At 66.9% G+C, this 15,590-nt stretch carries 19 protein-coding genes and 1 pseudogene; 5 read left to right on the forward strand and 15 right to left on the reverse strand.

What is annotated here, in order from left to right; genetic code table 11:
- Positions 1-295 precede the first annotated feature (295 nt).
- Complete coding sequence (locus tag IC605_RS23695) at positions 296-1,513, reverse strand: sensor histidine kinase (protein ID WP_216329640.1); 1,218 nt, start codon at positions 1,511-1,513, stop codon at positions 296-298.
- Positions 1,510-2,190, reverse strand: coding sequence for a response regulator transcription factor (locus IC605_RS23700; protein ID WP_343216709.1), 681 nt, complete (start codon positions 2,188-2,190; stop codon positions 1,510-1,512). Before IC605_RS23700 ends, IC605_RS23695 begins: the two co-directional genes overlap by 4 nt.
- Before the next feature lie 158 nt (positions 2,191-2,348).
- Here IC605_RS23700 and IC605_RS23705 point away from each other — a divergent pair, with 158 nt between their 5' ends.
- Positions 2,349-2,816, forward strand: a complete 468-nt coding sequence (locus tag IC605_RS23705; RefSeq protein WP_216329645.1) for a DUF6326 family protein — start codon at positions 2,349-2,351, stop codon at positions 2,814-2,816.
- The gene (locus IC605_RS25320; RefSeq protein ID WP_281416536.1) at positions 2,813-2,941 is read left to right on the forward strand and encodes a hypothetical protein; all 129 of its coding nucleotides are present in this window, start codon (positions 2,813-2,815) and stop codon (positions 2,939-2,941) included. The genes IC605_RS23705 and IC605_RS25320 overlap by 4 nt, the downstream gene beginning before the upstream one ends.
- A gap of 112 nt (positions 2,942-3,053) precedes the next feature.
- On the opposite strand, the gene IC605_RS23710 is transcribed toward IC605_RS25320, so the two are convergent.
- Positions 3,054-3,590, reverse strand: coding sequence for a PxKF domain-containing protein (locus tag IC605_RS23710; protein WP_246581242.1), 537 nt, complete (start codon positions 3,588-3,590; stop codon positions 3,054-3,056).
- Here IC605_RS23710 and IC605_RS23715 point away from each other — a divergent pair.
- A pseudogene (locus IC605_RS23715) lies at positions 3,513-3,941 on the forward strand (transposase); the annotation flags it as partial. The gene IC605_RS23710 and the pseudogene IC605_RS23715 overlap by 78 nt on opposite strands.
- A 289-nt stretch (positions 3,942-4,230) precedes the next feature.
- A complete protein-coding gene (locus IC605_RS23720) occupies positions 4,231-5,340 on the forward strand; it encodes an alpha/beta hydrolase family protein (RefSeq protein ID WP_216329649.1) in 1,110 nt (369 codons plus the stop codon).
- 197 nt (positions 5,341-5,537) lie between these two features.
- Here IC605_RS23720 and IC605_RS23725 read toward each other — a convergent pair whose 3' ends face one another.
- The 9 genes from IC605_RS23725 to IC605_RS23765 all read right to left on the reverse strand — a co-directional run bounded on the left by IC605_RS23725 (position 5,538) and on the right by IC605_RS23765 (position 12,084).
- On the reverse strand, positions 5,538-6,746 hold the full coding sequence (locus tag IC605_RS23725; RefSeq protein ID WP_216329651.1) for an ABC transporter permease: 1,209 nt from the start codon (positions 6,744-6,746) through the stop codon (positions 5,538-5,540).
- Positions 6,743-7,438, reverse strand: a complete 696-nt coding sequence (locus IC605_RS23730) for an ABC transporter ATP-binding protein (RefSeq protein ID WP_216329653.1) — start codon at positions 7,436-7,438, stop codon at positions 6,743-6,745. Before IC605_RS23730 ends, IC605_RS23725 begins: the two co-directional genes overlap by 4 nt.
- A 25-nt stretch (positions 7,439-7,463) precedes the next feature.
- Entirely contained in the window at positions 7,464-8,645 is a 1,182-nt protein-coding gene (locus tag IC605_RS23735; RefSeq protein WP_216329655.1) for an efflux RND transporter periplasmic adaptor subunit, read from the reverse strand.
- A complete protein-coding gene (locus tag IC605_RS23740; RefSeq protein WP_216329657.1) occupies positions 8,645-9,196 on the reverse strand; it encodes a hypothetical protein in 552 nt (183 codons plus the stop codon). The genes IC605_RS23735 and IC605_RS23740 overlap by 1 nt, the downstream gene beginning before the upstream one ends.
- Positions 9,193-9,579 (reverse strand): hypothetical protein, encoded by a 387-nt coding sequence (locus IC605_RS23745; RefSeq protein ID WP_216329659.1) that lies wholly within the window; start codon positions 9,577-9,579, stop codon positions 9,193-9,195. Before IC605_RS23745 ends, IC605_RS23740 begins: the two co-directional genes overlap by 4 nt.
- Entirely contained in the window at positions 9,576-10,523 is a 948-nt protein-coding gene (locus IC605_RS23750) for a HesA/MoeB/ThiF family protein (protein ID WP_216329662.1), read from the reverse strand. Before IC605_RS23750 ends, IC605_RS23745 begins: the two co-directional genes overlap by 4 nt.
- On the reverse strand, positions 10,520-11,632 hold the full coding sequence (locus tag IC605_RS23755) for a zinc metalloprotease (RefSeq protein ID WP_216329664.1): 1,113 nt from the start codon (positions 11,630-11,632) through the stop codon (positions 10,520-10,522). The genes IC605_RS23750 and IC605_RS23755 overlap by 4 nt, the downstream gene beginning before the upstream one ends.
- Positions 11,633-11,684: 52 nt before the next feature.
- The gene (locus IC605_RS23760; RefSeq protein ID WP_216329666.1) at positions 11,685-11,840 is read right to left on the reverse strand and encodes a daptide-type RiPP; all 156 of its coding nucleotides are present in this window, start codon (positions 11,838-11,840) and stop codon (positions 11,685-11,687) included.
- A gap of 67 nt (positions 11,841-11,907) precedes the next feature.
- Positions 11,908-12,084 carry a hypothetical protein gene (locus IC605_RS23765; RefSeq protein WP_216329668.1) on the reverse strand — a complete coding sequence of 59 codons (177 nt, stop codon included), beginning with the start codon at positions 12,082-12,084 and terminating at the stop codon, positions 11,908-11,910.
- A 409-nt stretch (positions 12,085-12,493) separates the two neighbouring features.
- Here IC605_RS23765 and IC605_RS25325 point away from each other — a divergent pair, with 409 nt between their 5' ends.
- Entirely contained in the window at positions 12,494-12,619 is a 126-nt protein-coding gene (locus IC605_RS25325; protein ID WP_281416538.1) for a hypothetical protein, read from the forward strand.
- A 492-nt stretch (positions 12,620-13,111) separates the two neighbouring features.
- On the opposite strand, the gene IC605_RS23770 is transcribed toward IC605_RS25325, so the two are convergent.
- Genes IC605_RS23770 through IC605_RS23780 form a run of 3 tightly spaced genes read right to left on the reverse strand, consistent with a single transcriptional unit; the run spans position 13,112 to position 15,586 of the window.
- Complete coding sequence (locus IC605_RS23770) at positions 13,112-14,143, reverse strand: TolC family protein (RefSeq protein WP_216329670.1); 1,032 nt, start codon at positions 14,141-14,143, stop codon at positions 13,112-13,114.
- Complete coding sequence (locus IC605_RS23775; protein ID WP_216329691.1) at positions 14,140-14,364, reverse strand: hypothetical protein; 225 nt, start codon at positions 14,362-14,364, stop codon at positions 14,140-14,142. The genes IC605_RS23770 and IC605_RS23775 overlap by 4 nt, the downstream gene beginning before the upstream one ends.
- A gap of 1 nt (position 14,365) precedes the next feature.
- Positions 14,366-15,586: an ABC transporter permease gene (locus IC605_RS23780; protein WP_216329672.1), complete on the reverse strand. Its 1,221-nt coding sequence runs from the start codon at positions 15,584-15,586 to the stop codon at positions 14,366-14,368.
- Positions 15,587-15,590 lie beyond the last annotated feature (4 nt).

Genomic DNA, 15,590 nt, shown 5'->3' on the forward strand with positions numbered 1-15,590 from the left:
CAGCAGGAAATGATACGTCTCGTCATCGACATCACTCGGGTACCCTTGTCGCACCATCCCCCATTCTGCTCACCACAGACCCTCTCCCCTCAACTTGGAACGCCTTTTACACAGCCTCTAGCGGAAATGCCCCTTCCTCCCTCCAGCGGTCTCAAGTGCCGTCTCCGCTTCTGGAGACAGAACTCTGGGTTCCACAGACAGTCAACTTATCTGCCCCCATTGCGCTTCGGCGCACCTTCCCTGACCGCTCCCCTGGGAGGTGTGAAACCGCAGCTCTTCCGGGCGGATGAGAATTTCAGAATCGTGGCCTTGCCCCGTGAAGCCCATCACCCTCAGCGAGGGGGTTCAGCGTGATCTGCACCCCCGCTCCAGTTTCGGTGTTGAACAGCCTCATCTCGCCGCCGTGAGCTTCGATCAATGACTTCGAGATGGCTAGCCCCAGCCCACTTCCGCCGCGCCCACGTTCCCGGTCTGGGCCGCTGTAGAACCGTTCGAATGCCCGGTTCAGGGCTTCGGCGGTGAACCCGGTGCCTGTGTTGTGAATCTCGATGTGGGCGGCCCCCGCTTCCACCTCAAGCTTGATCCGGACCGTGCCGTACGGGCGGGTGTGGCGCAGCGCGTTGGTCAGCAGGTTATGGACGACCTGCTCCAACCGGCGCCGGTCGCCCGTCACCCTGACCGGTTCGGCACAGAGGTCCAGGAGAAGCTGGGCGCCCTGTGTCTGGGCTGCCTTCAGGTGATCGGCGTGCAGACGGATCAGGACATCCTGCACCTCCACCGGGCCAAGGTCGAGCCGCAATTCGCCCGCCTCGGCCAGCGAAAGAAGTTGCAAATCCTCAATCAGTTTGGACAGCAGGTCGGTGTGGCCGATCAGTTTCTCCAGTTCCTGCGGGCTGGCGGGCAACACGCCGTCACGCAGACCTTCCAGTCGCCCGCGCAGCACGGTGACCGGCGTGCGGAGTTCGTGGGCCGTGGCGGCCACGCCGTAGCGCCGTTCCCGTTCCAGCCGTTCCAGGGACGCGGCCATGAGGTTGAAGTCTCTCAGGAGCCTCGCCGTCTCATCGCTGCGGCGGTTCAGACTGCCGCCCAGCACGGCGCGGGCGGTGAAGTCCCCGGTCGTCAGCCGGTTCGCGGCGGCGGAGAGTTGCGTCAAAGGACGGGCGAAACGTCTGGCTGACCACCACGTGAGCAGGGACAGCAGGGTGAAGAGCAGCACCAGGGCGAACACGAACAGGGACCGGATCTCATCCACATTCAGGGTGGTCCCGGACAGCCGTCTGGCCTGTGCCAGCAGGGGGTCGAGTTGATCCGGGGGCAGCCGAAACTGGGCCGTCAGCAGCGCCCCGGTCTGTCGCTGCACCTCATCCATGAACGCCGACCAGGCGTAACTGAGGACGACGAACATGGTGAGAGAAGTCAGCAGCACCACCCCCAGCATGGTTTTGTAGAGGTCGGCGGCCAGGGAGTTCCAGCCGCGCCACACGGCCTGCCCGGGCGTGTCTGGCGGCTTCATTCGTCCGCCAGTCGGAAGCCCACGCCGCGCACGGTCTGAATGAGGCCCGGCTGACCCGCTTCCTCCAGTTTCCGGCGCAGGTTCCACAGATGGGTGTCGATCACCCGTTCCAGCGCGTCCGACTCGGGCAGGGCCACCTCCAGCAGTTCCGCACGGGAACAGACCCGGCCCCGGTGCCGCAGCAGGTGTTCGAGCAGGCGGTACTCGGTCATGGTCACGTCGAGGCGGTGCCCAGCCACCCGAACCCGCACGGCCAGCGGATCGAGTTCCAGCCCCGCAAAACGGAGCGGTTGCCCCTCTGTCTGCGTTCCGGCGCGGCGCAGCACGGCCCCCACGCGGGCGACCACCTCCAACGGGCTGAAGGGCTTGACCACGTAATCGTCCGCGCCCATCCTGAGGCCCAGGAGTTTGTCCAGGTCTTCCGCGAACGCCGTGACCATGATGACGGGCGTCCCCGCCGTCTCCCGGATGCGCCGCAGCACCTCGAAGCCGTCGAATTCGGGCAGATTGACATCCAGCAACACCAGGTCCGGCCGGGCCGCGCGGTGCAGGTTCACGGCCCCTGAGCCGGTGCTGGCACGCTCGGTGCGGAACCCCTCGCGGCGCAGATACACCTCCAGCACTTCGGCAATGTCTGGCTCGTCCTCCACGATCAGCACGAGTTGGCCCGGGTTCACGCCTTCCAGTGTAGGCACCCTTGCCAAGACCATGCCCGGGGCGTGTCGAGAAACCTTGTCCTTTTCCCGAACGCGTCTTGTGGGTCGCCGCACACACTCCATGCAGGGCTGCACGTCGCTGCCCAGGGAGTGAGCCTTACCGAACGAAGGAGCAGAACATGACACGACCTGTCCCCATCCACAGCGCCCCCGAGGACCCGCCGATCCCCGTGCAGGTCAAGCTCGCCGCCGCATGGACCAGCTTCATGTTCCTCTACGTCTATGTCGACATCTTAAATTTCTACAAGCCTGGCGTCGTCAAAGGCATCCTGGACGGCCTCGTCTGGAAGTTCGACATCAGCTCGACGTTGTTGACCCTTTTCCTCGTGTCCGTCTCGATCCCGGCCATGATGGTGTGGCTCTCCATGACGCTGCCCGCCCGGGTGAACCGCGCCACGAACCTCGTCGTTGCGTCGCTCCTCATCCCCTACTCGCTGTTCAACGCGGCAGGGGCGACCTGGGAGTGGGCCGCCTTTTACGGCCTCTCCATCGGACTCGAGGTGCTGCTCCTGGCCTTCATCCTGCGCTCTGCCTGGACCTGGCGCCGAACGCGCAAAGGCGCTGCGGAGGTCGCGACGGCAGCTTGACGCCCTCCTCCATCTTCGTGAATTCGGTGGACGAGGTGGCGGGCGGCGCGCCCCCATCGGACCTCCTGCGTAAGTCGTCAGCCAAGCTGGCCGGGTGGGTCACGAGCGACTGGACCGGACGCTGAGGATGAACCGCCAGCAGTTCAAGCATTGACGGTGGAGCCGAACTGCCGGGAATGGTTCTGCTGTGGTGCTGCCCGGGGCCGGCACCCGCGGTGACAGCACGGCGCGCGTGGCTCAGCGGAACTTGAAGGTGGCGAGGTGCGGAAGGCCGTCGGCGAGCACCACGTTGAGCTGGCGGCACGTCCCGGCCCAACTCCGGTCGGTCTTCCAGATAGAGCTGTAGGTGTCGCTCGCCGCGTCGTAGCTCAGGCTGCTTCCCCCGGCGGTGACCGTCTGCTCGATCTCGTCGGCCGGAGCACTGCCGTCGCACGGCACGGCGCTCACTCGGGGCGAGCCCGCCGCCAGGATGTTCAGGCCCCGGTTGCCACCCAAGCCGAACTTGACCGGGACGACGCTCCCCGCCTTGACCGTGTTCGCCGTCGGCAGGTTGTCCACGGGCTGGAGAAAGCCCCGGAAGGGATAGGCGACGGTGTGCCGCACGGTGACCGGGGTGGCCGCGTTCCCGGCCCTGTCGGTCGCGTCGACCGTGAAGGTCTTGGGCCCCACCGAGGCGGTGTCGATGGCGGCACCGCTCGCCACGGACGCTGTGCGTTTCCGGGCGCCCGGTGGGGCTATGGAACCCAGGGGGACTTCTACGGCTACAAATTGCATGCGTGGGTGACAGGAGGCGGAAAGATTGTCCAATACGCCCTCCGGCCCGCCAACCTTCACGACCTGACCGTCGGCTTTGAGCTGAATCAAAGGTGGCTGGAGTTCGGTGGCCCCAGGGTCATCAGAGACAAGGGCTATGCTGCGCTGGGCTTTGTCTTTCCACCGAAGAAGAACACGCGCGACGACTTGGGGTGGCGGGTCTCCCGCCACCCCAAACTCCGCAAACGCATCGAAACGGTTTTCCCCCAACTCGTCGCGGGGCAGATTCGCTCCGTTCAAGCCAAAACGCTGGCAGGCTTACGGCTCCGCGTCGCGCTGGCCGTCCTCGCCCACAACCTCACCGGGCCCTAAACGGCGTTCATAACCTCGGCAGGCGCTAAACGGCGTTTATAGGCTTCTAAAGCTCTAGAAATAGAGAAATCTTGGCTGATGTTAACCAAGCCGTCTCACCCTGACCGGGTGGGACACCCGGGCGAGGATTTCCGGGTCATCGCCGAGCGGCGGCTGAAGGAGATCCATGCCGCGTACCACAACCTCATGGGGTGATCTCGACCGGACGAGCTTGACCGCGCTGAACCGTTCCACCGGGGGAGGGGCAAGGATTCCACGTCGTGTTCACCTCCATACCTAGGCTGAGAGCATGAACAGAGCCTCCGTGTTGTCCGCCCTGCTGCTCGCCGCACTCGCGCATGCCCAGCAGGTGGGGCGCGAGGACATCACCTTGAATTTCGGTGACTTCCAGAGCAAGGCCCAGTGGACGTATCCGGGCAGCACGACCAGGAAGCTTCCTGCCGTGTTGCTCATCCCGGGCTCCACGCCTGCCGATATGGACTTTCATGTGTATGGTGCGGACGGCACCCTGAAGTCCAGCATCTTCAAGGACCTCGCCAGCGGTCTTGCCACACGGGGGATCGCGACGCTGCGCTACAACAAGCACTACGTCAGCGGCCCGCGGCAGGTGGACGCCCAGAAGTTCTACACCCAGGCCGACCTGGGCATGTTCCTGCGCGACGCCGAGACGGCCCTCCAGGCCATGGAGCAGAATCCGCGCGTGGATCCACGGCGGGTCTTCGTCTACGGCTGGAGCGAGGGCAGCACCGTCGCTGCCGCGCTCGCCGCGCGTCACCCCGAACTGGCCGGTCTGATTCTTCAGGGGCCGGTCGTGCTCCCGTGGCGCCAACTCTTCGAGGCGCAGTTCAACGAGGTGCAGTTGCCCCACCTGCGCTCGGTCGTGGGCGACGCACTGACGAATGACAACCTCCCCCAGGTGCTCGCCGGTAAGGGCGGCCTCGTCGCCAAGAGCGTCGGGGCGTACTTCGCCGACCCGGTGCAGGCTCAGCAGGGCAAGTTCGTCGTCAACTCCGCCCTCGATGCGAACAGGAACGGCCGGCTGGAAGTGGATGCCGAGATCGTGCCCGGGTTCCGGGCGGTGCTGGACTCCGCCTTCAGGCCGCAGGGCTTTTTCAGCATCTACTCGCCGAACCGCGCCCTGCCGACCGTCACCGCACAGGTGCAACAGCTCAAGCTGCCGGTGCTGGTGCTCCAGGGACGCAACGACGCGAACACCCCCGTGAGCCATCTGGAGACGCTCGAGACTGCCTTCCGGAAGGCGGGCACGCGGGCCACCGTCAAGGTCTATCCCGGGCTGGGCCACACGCTCGGTCCGGCGGCCAGCGTGATCGACGACGATTTCCGGCCTATCGCGGAGCAGCCCATGCAGGACGCGGCCGACTGGATCGGGGCGCATTGAGAAACCCCGGTCCGGTGCCTCCCGGCGGCCTGGCGACTGTGCCGCATGCCGGCGGGACATGGGCTGCGCACCCACGGGAAGGGCACAACAGCGGCGCGCCCCGGGGCGCGCTGTTCAGGCCGCAGGCGTCCTGCCTTCACCTCGGCAGGAATGAAGGGGGCGGGGAGAGTCGGGCGCCGTGGAGATGACGGCGGCGCTCACTCGAAACGCAAACACTCGATAGGGTCCAGGGCGGCGGCCCGCGACGCCGGCAGCACGCCGAACAGCAGACCGATCACCACGCTCACCCCGAACGGGATCAGCAGCGTGAACCAGCCCACGTGGAACGCCGCCTGCACCGGCAACAGCGCCGTCACGCCCCACAACAGGGCCAGGGCAAGCAGGCTCCCCAGGCCGCCCCCGACGCCCGTCAGCAGCAACGCCTCCAGCAGGAACATGGCGTTGATCGTCTCCCGGTGCGCGCCCAACGCGACCAGCAGGCCGATGTCACGCAGACGCTCGTTCACGGACACCAACATCATGTTCATGATGCCGATGCCTGCCACAAGCAGGGACAGGCCGCCGACCGTGGCCAGCACGACCGTCACGATGCCGGTGACGGTATCGATCACGTTCGCGAACAGGTCGGTGGACTGGACGGTGAACTTGCCGTCCTCGTGGTTCCCCGCGAGAAGCTGCTCGATCTTCCGGGAGACGCCGGCCATGCCGACCTGATCGTCAACGATGACCTGCACGACGTCGAAGGTGCCTTCGGCCTGGCTGTTCGACCGCTGCCAGAGAAAGGCGTTGGGCACGACCACCTGTGGCGTGCTCATGGCGCTGAAGAGCCCCGGTAGCGGCTCCAGCACGCCGACGATGGTCACCTCGGTCTTGACCCCGTTCTGAAAGGCGAGGACGACCGTCCGTCCGACGGGGTCACGCTCGCCGAACAGGTCCCTGGCGGCGCGGGCATTGAGCACGCCGACGGGGGCACCGTTGTCTGCCTCGAAGGCGTTGAAATACCGCCCGGTCTGGACACGGGTGGTCGCGTCGATGCGGGGAACGTCGCCGACGGAGCTGGTCACGGTGATGGTGACGGGCTGACCCCGGCCATTGTCGTACTGGGCGAACGAAAAGTTTTGCGGGAGGGGGTGTGCGCCGTACACGCCCCCGATCAGCTCGGCGTCGGCGCTGGTCAGGCGGTCGGCGCCCACGCCGCGGTTCGTGTTGCTGGGCTGTACGAGGATGGATCGCCCCGTCACCTGCCGCAACTGTCCGACGATGGTGCCGCGCGCGATGTCGCTCACCCCCAGCATCACGGTGATGGCGAAGGTGCCGATGACGATGCCCAGCAGGGACAGCACGGCCCGCAGCCGGTTGCGGGCCAGCGATTCGGCGGCGAAGCTGATCAAGTCGCGCGGGGTCACGCACTCCTCCTCACGGCCGGGGTTCCCGGCAGAGCCTGGGTGAACACCTCTCCGTCCCGGAGCCGGATGCAGGACCCCGCCGCGCGCGCCACGCGTTCGTCGTGGGTAATCACGACGACGGTGGTGCCCTGCGCGTTCGCCTCCGCGAACAGGGTCAGCACGTCCTCGGTGGCGGCCGGATCGAGGTTGCCGGTCGGTTCGTCCGCCAGGATCAGGCGCGGCTCTTGCAGCAGGGAACGCGCGATGGCCACCCGCTGCTTTTGGCCGCCGGACAGCTGATGCGGATGATGGTGCGCGCGTGACGCCAGCCCGACCCGCTCCAGCACCAGCATGGCGCGCGCCTCGCGCTCGCGCCTGGTCACGCCGCGCAGCCGCAGCGCCAGGGTCGCGTTCTCCAGGACCGTCAGGCCGGGAAGCAGGACGAACGCCTGAAAGATGAAGCCGATGTCGCGGTTGCGGTGTGCGGCGCGTTGCACCTCGCTCAGGTGCGTCACGTCCGCGCCGTCGAAGTGGTACGAGCCCCCGCTGGGCGCGTCGAGCAGACCCATGATGTGCATCAGGGTGGACTTGCCGCACCCGCTGGCCCCCACGATGGCGACGTACTCGCCCGCGCGCACGTCGAGGTCGATGGCCTTGAGCACGTTGGAGGGTGTGCCCGCGACTGCGGGGTACGACTTTTCGAGGTGTCGCATGCGGATCATCGGGGGGGGAGCGCCGTCAGTCATGTGCCACCCTCACCCGGGTGCCCGCCTCGAAGCCGTCGTCGGGGCTGAGCACCACCTCGGTGCCGGCCCGGACACCCGTGATGGCCACCCGGGTCGGGTTGGCCCCGATCACCCGGATGGGTTGCCTGGCCAGCCGCTCCTGCTGCACCGTCCAGACGTAGGACCCCGTGCCGCCTCGCACCACGGCCCCGGTCGGCACCACGATGGCGTGGGGCAATTCCAACGTGTGGATGTCGGCGCGCACCGACAGGCCGGGAATGAGCTTGCGCGCCGCGCCGCCGCGCCCGAAATTTACGTACACGCTCAGGGTGGAACTGCCCCCCGCGTTGGTGGTGGCCTGGCTGGTGATCTCACCCACGGTACCCTGCACCCTCTGGTCGTCGTAGGCGTTGAGGAACACGTCCACGCGTTCGTGGGGACGAATACGGACGAGTTCGCTCTCCTGTACGTCGAGCTTGATCCTCAGGGTGCCACGCTGCACGACGAACAACGTCTGGTCGGCCGACGTCTCCCCGACCCGGAACCCCACGTCCGTGACGAAACCGTCCACGGGAGACACCAGGCGCGACTGGCGCAGCTCGTCGCGCAGCTGCTGAGCCTCGCCCTGCTGGGTCGTCAGGTCGCGCGCCGCACTGCTCGCGGCGAGGTCGCGCCCGATGCGTGCGCTCTGGAGGGCGTCCCTCGCGTCCTGCGCGGCACGCTGCGCGGCTTGCAGGTCGTTGAGAGAAACGGCCCCCAGGGCATAGAGCTGCCGCTCGGCGTTCGCGGCACGTTCGGCCGCCTGCAAGGCCCGCGCCGCGTCGCGCAGTTTCACCTCGCCGTCGAGGGCCTGCAACCCGGCGTTGCGGCGCAGCTCCTGCTCGGCGCGCTCGATCAGGGCCAGTTGGCGGGTCGGGCCGCTGACGTCGAGCTGGGCGAGCACCTGACCACGGTGGACCTCTTCTCCTTCCGCCACGTTCAGCTCCTCGACGGTGCCGGCACGCGCGAAGCTCAGCCGGTAGCTGCGCCCCTCGATCACGCCGTTCGCCTTGGTGATCTGATCGAAGGGCTGCTTGAGCACGGCCTCGGCGTTCACGCTCAGCTGGGGAGCGTGTTGCGTGCGGTACATCATCGCCACCGCACCGCCCAGGGCGGAAAACGCTGCGGCCGTGAGGACGACGAGGCGCATGTTCATCAGATCACCCCGGTGAAAAACAGCGTGCCGTACAGCGCGAGGCACAGGGCCAGGGCGCCGCAGAGGCGGGCAGGGGTCGTGTGGGGACGCAGCAGGACGTACAGCCACACCGCCTGGGCCAGGAAGAGGCTCAGCTGGACGGAGCGGAAAACCTGCATGGCGGTGCTGCCGCGCAGCGCCCCGGTCACCTGGCGGGCACTCTCGGCGTCCGCGAACGACACGTGCGGCGGCAGATTCGGCACGAGCATGACCATGACCGGCAGCAGCAGCAGGTACACCACCAGGGGCAGGACGAACGTGCGCGCGTAGGCACGGAACGCCTCCGTGCCCGTGCGTGTGACCAGGCTACAGATCAAGCCGACCACGCCGAGAAACAGCAGGTTGCCCAGCACGCCGGCCAGGGTCGTGACCCCCAGCAACACGCTGCCGTACTGGAAGTAGGTGATCAGGTTATAGAACACGGCGGCCGTGAGCACACCGCGCAACACGCCGGACAGGACCAGGGGTGACCAGACCGAGGAGGTCGACGGACGGACGGAAGTGGTGGTCATGGCTGCTCCAGGGAGAACTTCGAGTGAACGAGGTCGAGGGCACTCCAGACCGTCGCGCAGCACAGCAGGGTGGTCGCCGACACGGCCAGGACGGTGGCGAGGGTCGCCCCACCGACGACTTGCAACAGGTTGGTGGCGTGCGGTTCCAGCCAGACGAAACGCAGGGCGAGCACCAGGGCGTAGCCGAGCAGCGCCGTGGCGACCGCCGCCGCGCCGACATGCAAGTTGCCCTCACGCCTGAACCCGGCCCAGCAGGCCAGGAGCCCCAGCGCGTACGGCACGGCGGCGGCGAGCAGCGTGTGGTCGCCAAACTGCGCGGCCAGCCCAGCGGCGATGCCCACCGGGAACCACAGACTCAGAAATCTCAGGCGGTCCACGGTCACACCTGCTGCACGAACAGCTTGCCCGTCACGCCGTCCAGCGAATAGATCCTGCCGCGCAGCAGTGGCTCGGTCACGCCGCTCAGCGCCCTCACCACGTCCCCGGCCACATAGGACGCCACCCAGAAGGTCAGGGGCCCGAACACGGCCCCCTTGCTGTACTCGGGGATCTTCAGGTCACGCAGCCCGGCCTGGGTCTGTGCCAGGGGCGTGGTGCTGGCGTCGCAGTACGGTCCGGCCGAGACCAGGGTGTCGAGGAAGCCGCCGCCCACATGTGGGATGCCTTCAGCGCGGCACGCGGCGTCGATCTCGAAGATCACGCCCACCGGCTGATCCACCGCGCGGACCACGAGGTCGTACCCCTGCACCGCCCGCCGGATGTCGCCCGCGTCGCGCAGATACTCCGGTGACGTGAGCACCCTCAGGTCCGGGTTGATGGCCTGCAAGGTCTGGGCCGCCACCTCGATCTTGCGCCGGCCGATGTCGTGGTCGCGGTACAGAATCTGGCGGTTCAGGTTGGAGCGCTCGATCACGTCGAAGTCGCACAGCTTCAGCGTGCCCACCCCGGCCGAGGCCAGCAAAAAGGCCACCTGCGACCCCAGGCCGCCGGCGCCGAGAATGGCGACGCGCGCCGTTTCCAGCCGCTGCTGGGCGGTAAAGACGTCCTCCCCGAGCAAGGAGAAAAACCCCAGTTGCCGGTCCACCAGGCGGGTGTTGTCGGGGGCCCAGTCGATCAGGACCTTCTCGCGGAAGAGCAGCGTGCGCTCCGCGTCGCTGAGCACGGTGAGGTGCTGCTCGGTGACCGTACGCTCGGAAAACAGGAAGTCAAAGCGTTTCTCGTCTTGGACAGCGTTGTTGTTGTGGGGTGCGCCGATGATCAGGCGGCCCCCGTGGCGCGCCTTGAACTTGTACGGATTGACGTACCACTGCCGTGTCGTTGCGGTCATACCACTCCTTGGGCGCGCGGAACGCGCCGACGCCGCAGCGCCTCACGCACGATCAACCCGATCAGCAGCAGGCCGACCATGACGCCCAGCACCGGGACATTCCCTCTCCAGGGAACGAGTTGCCACAAAAAGCCCAGCGAGTACGCGTACAGGCCCGTCACGTAGAGGCTGGAGGCCAGGCCGAAGAGCGCGAAGCTCAGGTCGCCGGCGCCCATGCGCCCGAGCTGGCCCGGGTCGCGCAGCAGCGTGCGCAGCGTGAAGGTCCCCTTGTTCATCAGGTTGTTCTCGCCCAGGGCGTTGCTGAGCAGCCAGTAGCCGTCGGTCCGCACGAAGGGAATCAGGTTGATGACGAAGTACCCCAGGTTGATCAGGCAGTAGTGGCCCAGGAGGGGATTACTGGTCGCGTACCACAGCGCGCTCGCCAGAGCCAGCGGGTAGATCTGGAACATGAATCCACCCAGCGCGGTGGCGAAGCGCACGCGCCGGTCATACAACCACGTGTCGCTGACGTCGGCGTAGCCCGCCGGTTGCAGAAAGAAGATGGCGACGCCGACCGAGCGGGGACGCACGCCGTAATGCGCCGCAACCATGGCGTGCCCAAGCTCGTGAACGAGTGTCGTGGCAATGATCAGAACCCAGAGCGTCAACACTTCCCCGAGCCCCACGGCCGTGATGGGGGGCAATGCGGGCGACTTCACCACCGCCACGCCCAGAGACGCCAGGCCGAGCAGGACGCTCAGCGCCACACGTGCGGGCGTCAGGATGCGGCCCTGAAATCGCGCCGTCCACGCCGCCGAGGGACGCCACAGGGGAAACTTGATGAGGCCGCGCAGGAAGCTCTGCCACAGCGACCGGCTGGGCGACGCGCCAGCGACGAAGCCCTGCAATTGTGCGTAGACCTTCTGTGATTGCCCGTATGACAGGGTTTGCTGGAGGTGACGCAACGTCGCCGCCTCGTCGACCGGAACGTTCTGGCTGGACAGACCGCTCAGCAGGTCGTACATCAAGCGGCTGACGCCGAAGTACTTTTCGCCGACGCGCACGTGGTGCAGCCCCTTGTCCGCCGCCGCACCGAGCGCGATGTGATCTCTCCATGTCGCTTCGCTCATGGCTGTTGGTGTGGGGGACCCGGGCAAACGGCCCGGGTCCCCCACGCTCCGCTCAGGTGAAAGCGATGATGCCGACGACGCTGGCCACGACGCCGAGGCCCACGGCGAAGCCCTCCGCGAAGTCCTTGGCGTTCGAGAGGGTCTCGAATTCGTCGAGTTCGGTCAGTTCCAGCTCGGTGGTGACGTCGGTCAGGATCAGGTCGGTCATGGCGGGCTCCTTGGAATGGCTGTGAAGAGAGGAATGACGGGTCACCAGGACGATGGAACCGGCGTGCTCAGGAGGTGACGGCGGCCAGGATGATCAGACCGGTCACGACACCCGCACCGGCGCCAGCCCACCAGGCGGCTTCGCTGCCCGCGTTGATGTCGTCGAGCATCTCGAACTCGAACTGCTCCGGGGCGGCCAGCGGGGCGGGCGAAACCTGCACGAACTCTGTGGCGGACACGAACATACGGCACCTTCTCTTTCTCCCCGAAATAAATTTACGTCGTTATCAAATAACCGAGTGCAGTTATAAGTTTGCGGTGAGGCCAATAACTTTTAAATGCTCTTTGCTATTGATTCTCGAACGTGTTTCAGGGCTGATGAAAGGGTACAGACGAATCATGGAACCGAAATGAAACGCCAGAAGGAAAGGCTCAAACAGGTTGGGGGACTGACACGTCTTGGCACAGAGACCGTTTCACATCCACTTCATTGAACAGAAGTAGAACGGACCACCGTTCGGGGAGGGGGTGAGCCCCGTGACGGGACCGCACGGGCGCCATCTCTCCATCGCGCTCGGAACAGTCGGGAAACGAGGTGAACGTATGTTGAAACTCAGTCCTTCCGCGCTCCTGGTCCTGGGTCTCCTGCTGTTGGTGACCTCTCTCGTCGTCCGGCGCTTCGCGCTGGCACCGTCGTTCGTGGACGGCTTCCTGATCGGGCTGTCCATCGTGCTGTTGATCGGCGGGCTGGTGCGCAGCGGCTCTCTGCTGCGCAGTTGATTTCAACTCGGCGAGCTGGTGGGATGGTGTCACTCCGGGGCGGCTGAGCGCCGCCCCTTGCCGTGGTGACCGCCAGGGCGTGTTCTGGAAGAGTTTCCCCCCGTATGAGCGCAGGGTGTCGCGTTGGGGAGCGTGCGGGGTGACGCCCGATACAAGGTCGGCCAGGAAGTCGACAAAGCTTTCCCCCTCACGGGATCACGTGGGCGGTCGGCATCTTCAGGCAACGAAAGATGTTTCCGTGAACACGTGGAGTCGCACGGCCGCCCTCCGGAGGTCAGGGACCGTCCGGGCAACCTTGAGTGAGAGGCACGCCCCTGACGGGATGTGCTGCACGCCTGGCCGCCGCACCACCGACCGACCGTGAGGGGTGATAGAGGCGAGACGCTGGGGACGAGCCGGGTCCCCTCTATGATCCGGCTCGGTCGGTGCCCGCGTTTGGAAAGAGCGCGCACGGGGCGCACTCCCATGCCCACAAGGATTGATAAAGTCCTGCTAGAGCGTGCCGCCGAGGCCGGAGAGGTTCTGTCCGGCGGCGACGGAGAGGGCGGCGAGGGCTTCGAGCACCGCGTCCTGCGCCTGGAGGCGGGCGAAGCGGGCCTGCTTGAGCGCGAGTTGCGTCTCCTGAAGCGTCACCGCGCTGATCGTCCCGCTCCTGAGCCGCGCCGCGTCCTGGGTGTAGCTCCTCTGCGCGGCGGCCTCGCGGCTTTGCGCCACCCCAAGCTGCGCCGCCGCGTTCTGGGCCGTCTGGTACGCGCCCGCCAGCGTCGTCTGGGCGTTCTTCTGCGCCGCGTCGAGGCTCCGCCCGGCGTTCGCCAGGGTGGTGCGCGCGTCGGCCAGCGTGCGCGCCGGGGTGAAGTCGTTGTCCGCCAGCCGGACGGCCAGTTGCGCCTCGGAGACCGCCTGCCCGGCGCTCACCACCCCCGTCAGGTTCGTGTTGAGCCCGGTGCGCAGCGAGGCGAGGCTGGTCTTGAGGGGGGGGACGTTCGGCGGTCCCGCTGCCCGCACACCGCCGGAAAGCCCCGTCAGGGTGGCGAGGCGGGCGGAGGCGAGGTTGACCTGGGCGCGGGCGTCGGCGAGGTCCTCGGTGCTGCCCGCCAGGGTGTTCTGGGCGCGCTGCACGTCGAGGGGGGTGGCGTTGCTCACGCTGAGCTTGACCCGCGCGACCTGGAGGGCCTTCTGGTCGACCTGCACCTGGAGGGCCTGGAGTTCGACGTTCTCCTGCGCCTCCAGCAGCGCCGTGTAGGCGTTGACGGTGCTCTGAAGCGTGGAGAGCCGGGCGGCCCGGAGCCCGACCCGGGCGAGCGCCTGGGTGTTCTGGGCGGAGAGCTTGGCGGCGGCGAGGGTGCTGGGGTCGGCCTGGGCGGCCTTGTTGGTGGCGGTGGCCTTGTCGAGGTTGGCCTGGGCGGTGCGGACGTCGGTGCCACCCGCGAGGGCGGACTGTATGGCGCGGGTGAGCGTGAGGGCGGACTGGGCCGTTGCCGCCGGGAGGAGCAGCGCGGCGGACAGGGCGAGGGTACGGTTCACTGGGGGCCTCCGGCGGCGTTCTGGAGTCGGATCAGGGCGAGCTGCGCCGTGGCGCGCGCCTGCACCAGGTTCCGCTGCGCCTGGGCCAGCCGCGCGAGTGCTCCCTCCAGCGTCAGGGGAGCGGCTGACGTGGCAGTTTGGCTGGCCGACCTACCGGCACGTTGAGCGGAGGCCGCATGGCCGACCACGGCGAGCAGAAGGAGGGAGGAGAAGCGGCGCATGTCAGTTCCGGAAGAGCATGTGTTCGCGACGAAACCCCAGCCAGACGAGCGTGACTGCCAGGGCCGCCGTCAGAAGATTGGTCAGCCCGGCCAGGATGACGGCTTGAGGCTGCCACACACCGCGCACCAGGTCGAGGATGACCAGCATCGAGCCCACGAGGGGGATGGCGTACAGGCTGAGGTCACGTGTCAGGAAGTCGGCGAACTGGAGGCCGATGGCCGGCACCGCGATCAGCAGCGCCAGTGGCGCGACATAGGTCTGTGCCTCGCGGAAGGTGCGGGCGAAGAGCCCCAACGCCAGCAGCACGCCGGCGAGAAGGGCGGCGGTGGACAGCCCGATCAGGGTCAGGACCAGCAGCGCCGGCCAGCCCAGGGCCAGGTTCACACCGAAGGCCTGGGCCGCCTCACCCTGGCCCAGCACGTGATGACCCACGGCGCTCGCCACGGCCATGCCCAGGACCGTGAAGACGCTGGCCGTGACCGCGAAGACCATGACTCCGATGAATTTCCCCAAAACGACGTCAAGACGGGACACGGGGGTCACCAGGAGCGCTTCCAGGGTGCCGCGCTCCTTTTCTCCAGCGGTGGCGTCGATGGCGGTCGCCTGACCTCCCATCAGCAGCCACAGCGTGAGGAAATACGGAATCAGGAACGAGAGGGGCCCGCTTGTTCTCTGCGCAGAGGTGGCGGTGTCTACCGGCTGTCCCACCAGGGGGCGAGAGGTCTGCGGCGGCAAGCCCGCCTGTTGCAGACGCGCTTCGGTTAAGGTCCGGCTGTACGCATCGACAGCATTCGTGACCTTGTCGAGAATCAGTTGTGAGTTCTGATCGGAGAGTTTGGCGTAAAGCCGGAGGGAAACGCTGGCACCACCCGCCCGTGTGGGCATGTGCTCGGGCACGTCGATCACGACCCTGAAATCCCCGTTCCGCACAGCATCGGTCGTTCGGTTGGTTGGAACCAGCCGCACGCCCCTGGCCTGTGCCGTATCGGCGGTCAGGGCCGCCCGCAGGGCCGAGGGGAGGCGTTCCGGGTGAACGACGCCCACCACCTGACGCTGGTGTTCCGTTCGGTCGAACGTATCCTGAATCAGCAGGGGAAGAGCAATCAGAAACAACGGAATCATAACCAGGGGAAAAACGATGCCTGCCATCACGGAGCGGCGATCACGCAATGCCGAGCGCAGCTCTTTGGCGGCAATTCTCAGAATGTAGTTCCAGTGCATGCCG

Source organism: Deinococcus aestuarii, from assembly GCF_018863415.1.
Classification (GTDB): Bacteria; Deinococcota; Deinococci; order Deinococcales; family Deinococcaceae; genus Deinococcus; species Deinococcus aestuarii.

Bases quoted from the DNA above. Each gene is read 5' to 3' on its own strand.
- IC605_RS23710 (WP_246581242.1), bottom strand. From the start codon at position 3,590: ATGCAATTTGTAGCCGTAGAAGTCCCCCTGGGTTCCATAGCCCCACCG.
- IC605_RS23695 (WP_216329640.1), bottom strand. From the start codon at position 1,513: ATGAAGCCGCCAGACACGCCCGGGCAGGCCGTGTGGCGCGGCTGGAAC.
- IC605_RS23730 (WP_216329653.1), bottom strand. From the start codon at position 7,438: ATGCGACACCTCGAAAAGTCGTACCCCGCAGTCGCGGGCACACCCTCC.
- IC605_RS23740 (WP_216329657.1), bottom strand. From the start codon at position 9,196: ATGACCACCACTTCCGTCCGTCCGTCGACCTCCTCGGTCTGGTCACCC.
- IC605_RS23765 (WP_216329668.1), bottom strand. From the start codon at position 12,084: ATGTTCGTGTCCGCCACAGAGTTCGTGCAGGTTTCGCCCGCCCCGCTG.
- IC605_RS23755 (WP_216329664.1), bottom strand. From the start codon at position 11,632: ATGAGCGAAGCGACATGGAGAGATCACATCGCGCTCGGTGCGGCGGCG.
- IC605_RS23735 (WP_216329655.1), bottom strand. From the start codon at position 8,645: ATGAACATGCGCCTCGTCGTCCTCACGGCCGCAGCGTTTTCCGCCCTG.
- IC605_RS23705 (WP_216329645.1), top strand. From the start codon at position 2,349: ATGACACGACCTGTCCCCATCCACAGCGCCCCCGAGGACCCGCCGATC.
- IC605_RS23750 (WP_216329662.1), bottom strand. From the start codon at position 10,523: ATGACCGCAACGACACGGCAGTGGTACGTCAATCCGTACAAGTTCAAG.
- IC605_RS23775 (WP_216329691.1), bottom strand. From the start codon at position 14,364: ATGCGCCGCTTCTCCTCCCTCCTTCTGCTCGCCGTGGTCGGCCATGCG.
- IC605_RS23760 (WP_216329666.1), bottom strand. From the start codon at position 11,840: ATGACCGACCTGATCCTGACCGACGTCACCACCGAGCTGGAACTGACC.
- IC605_RS23720 (WP_216329649.1), top strand. From the start codon at position 4,231: ATGAACAGAGCCTCCGTGTTGTCCGCCCTGCTGCTCGCCGCACTCGCG.
- IC605_RS23780 (WP_216329672.1), bottom strand. From the start codon at position 15,586: ATGCACTGGAACTACATTCTGAGAATTGCCGCCAAAGAGCTGCGCTCG.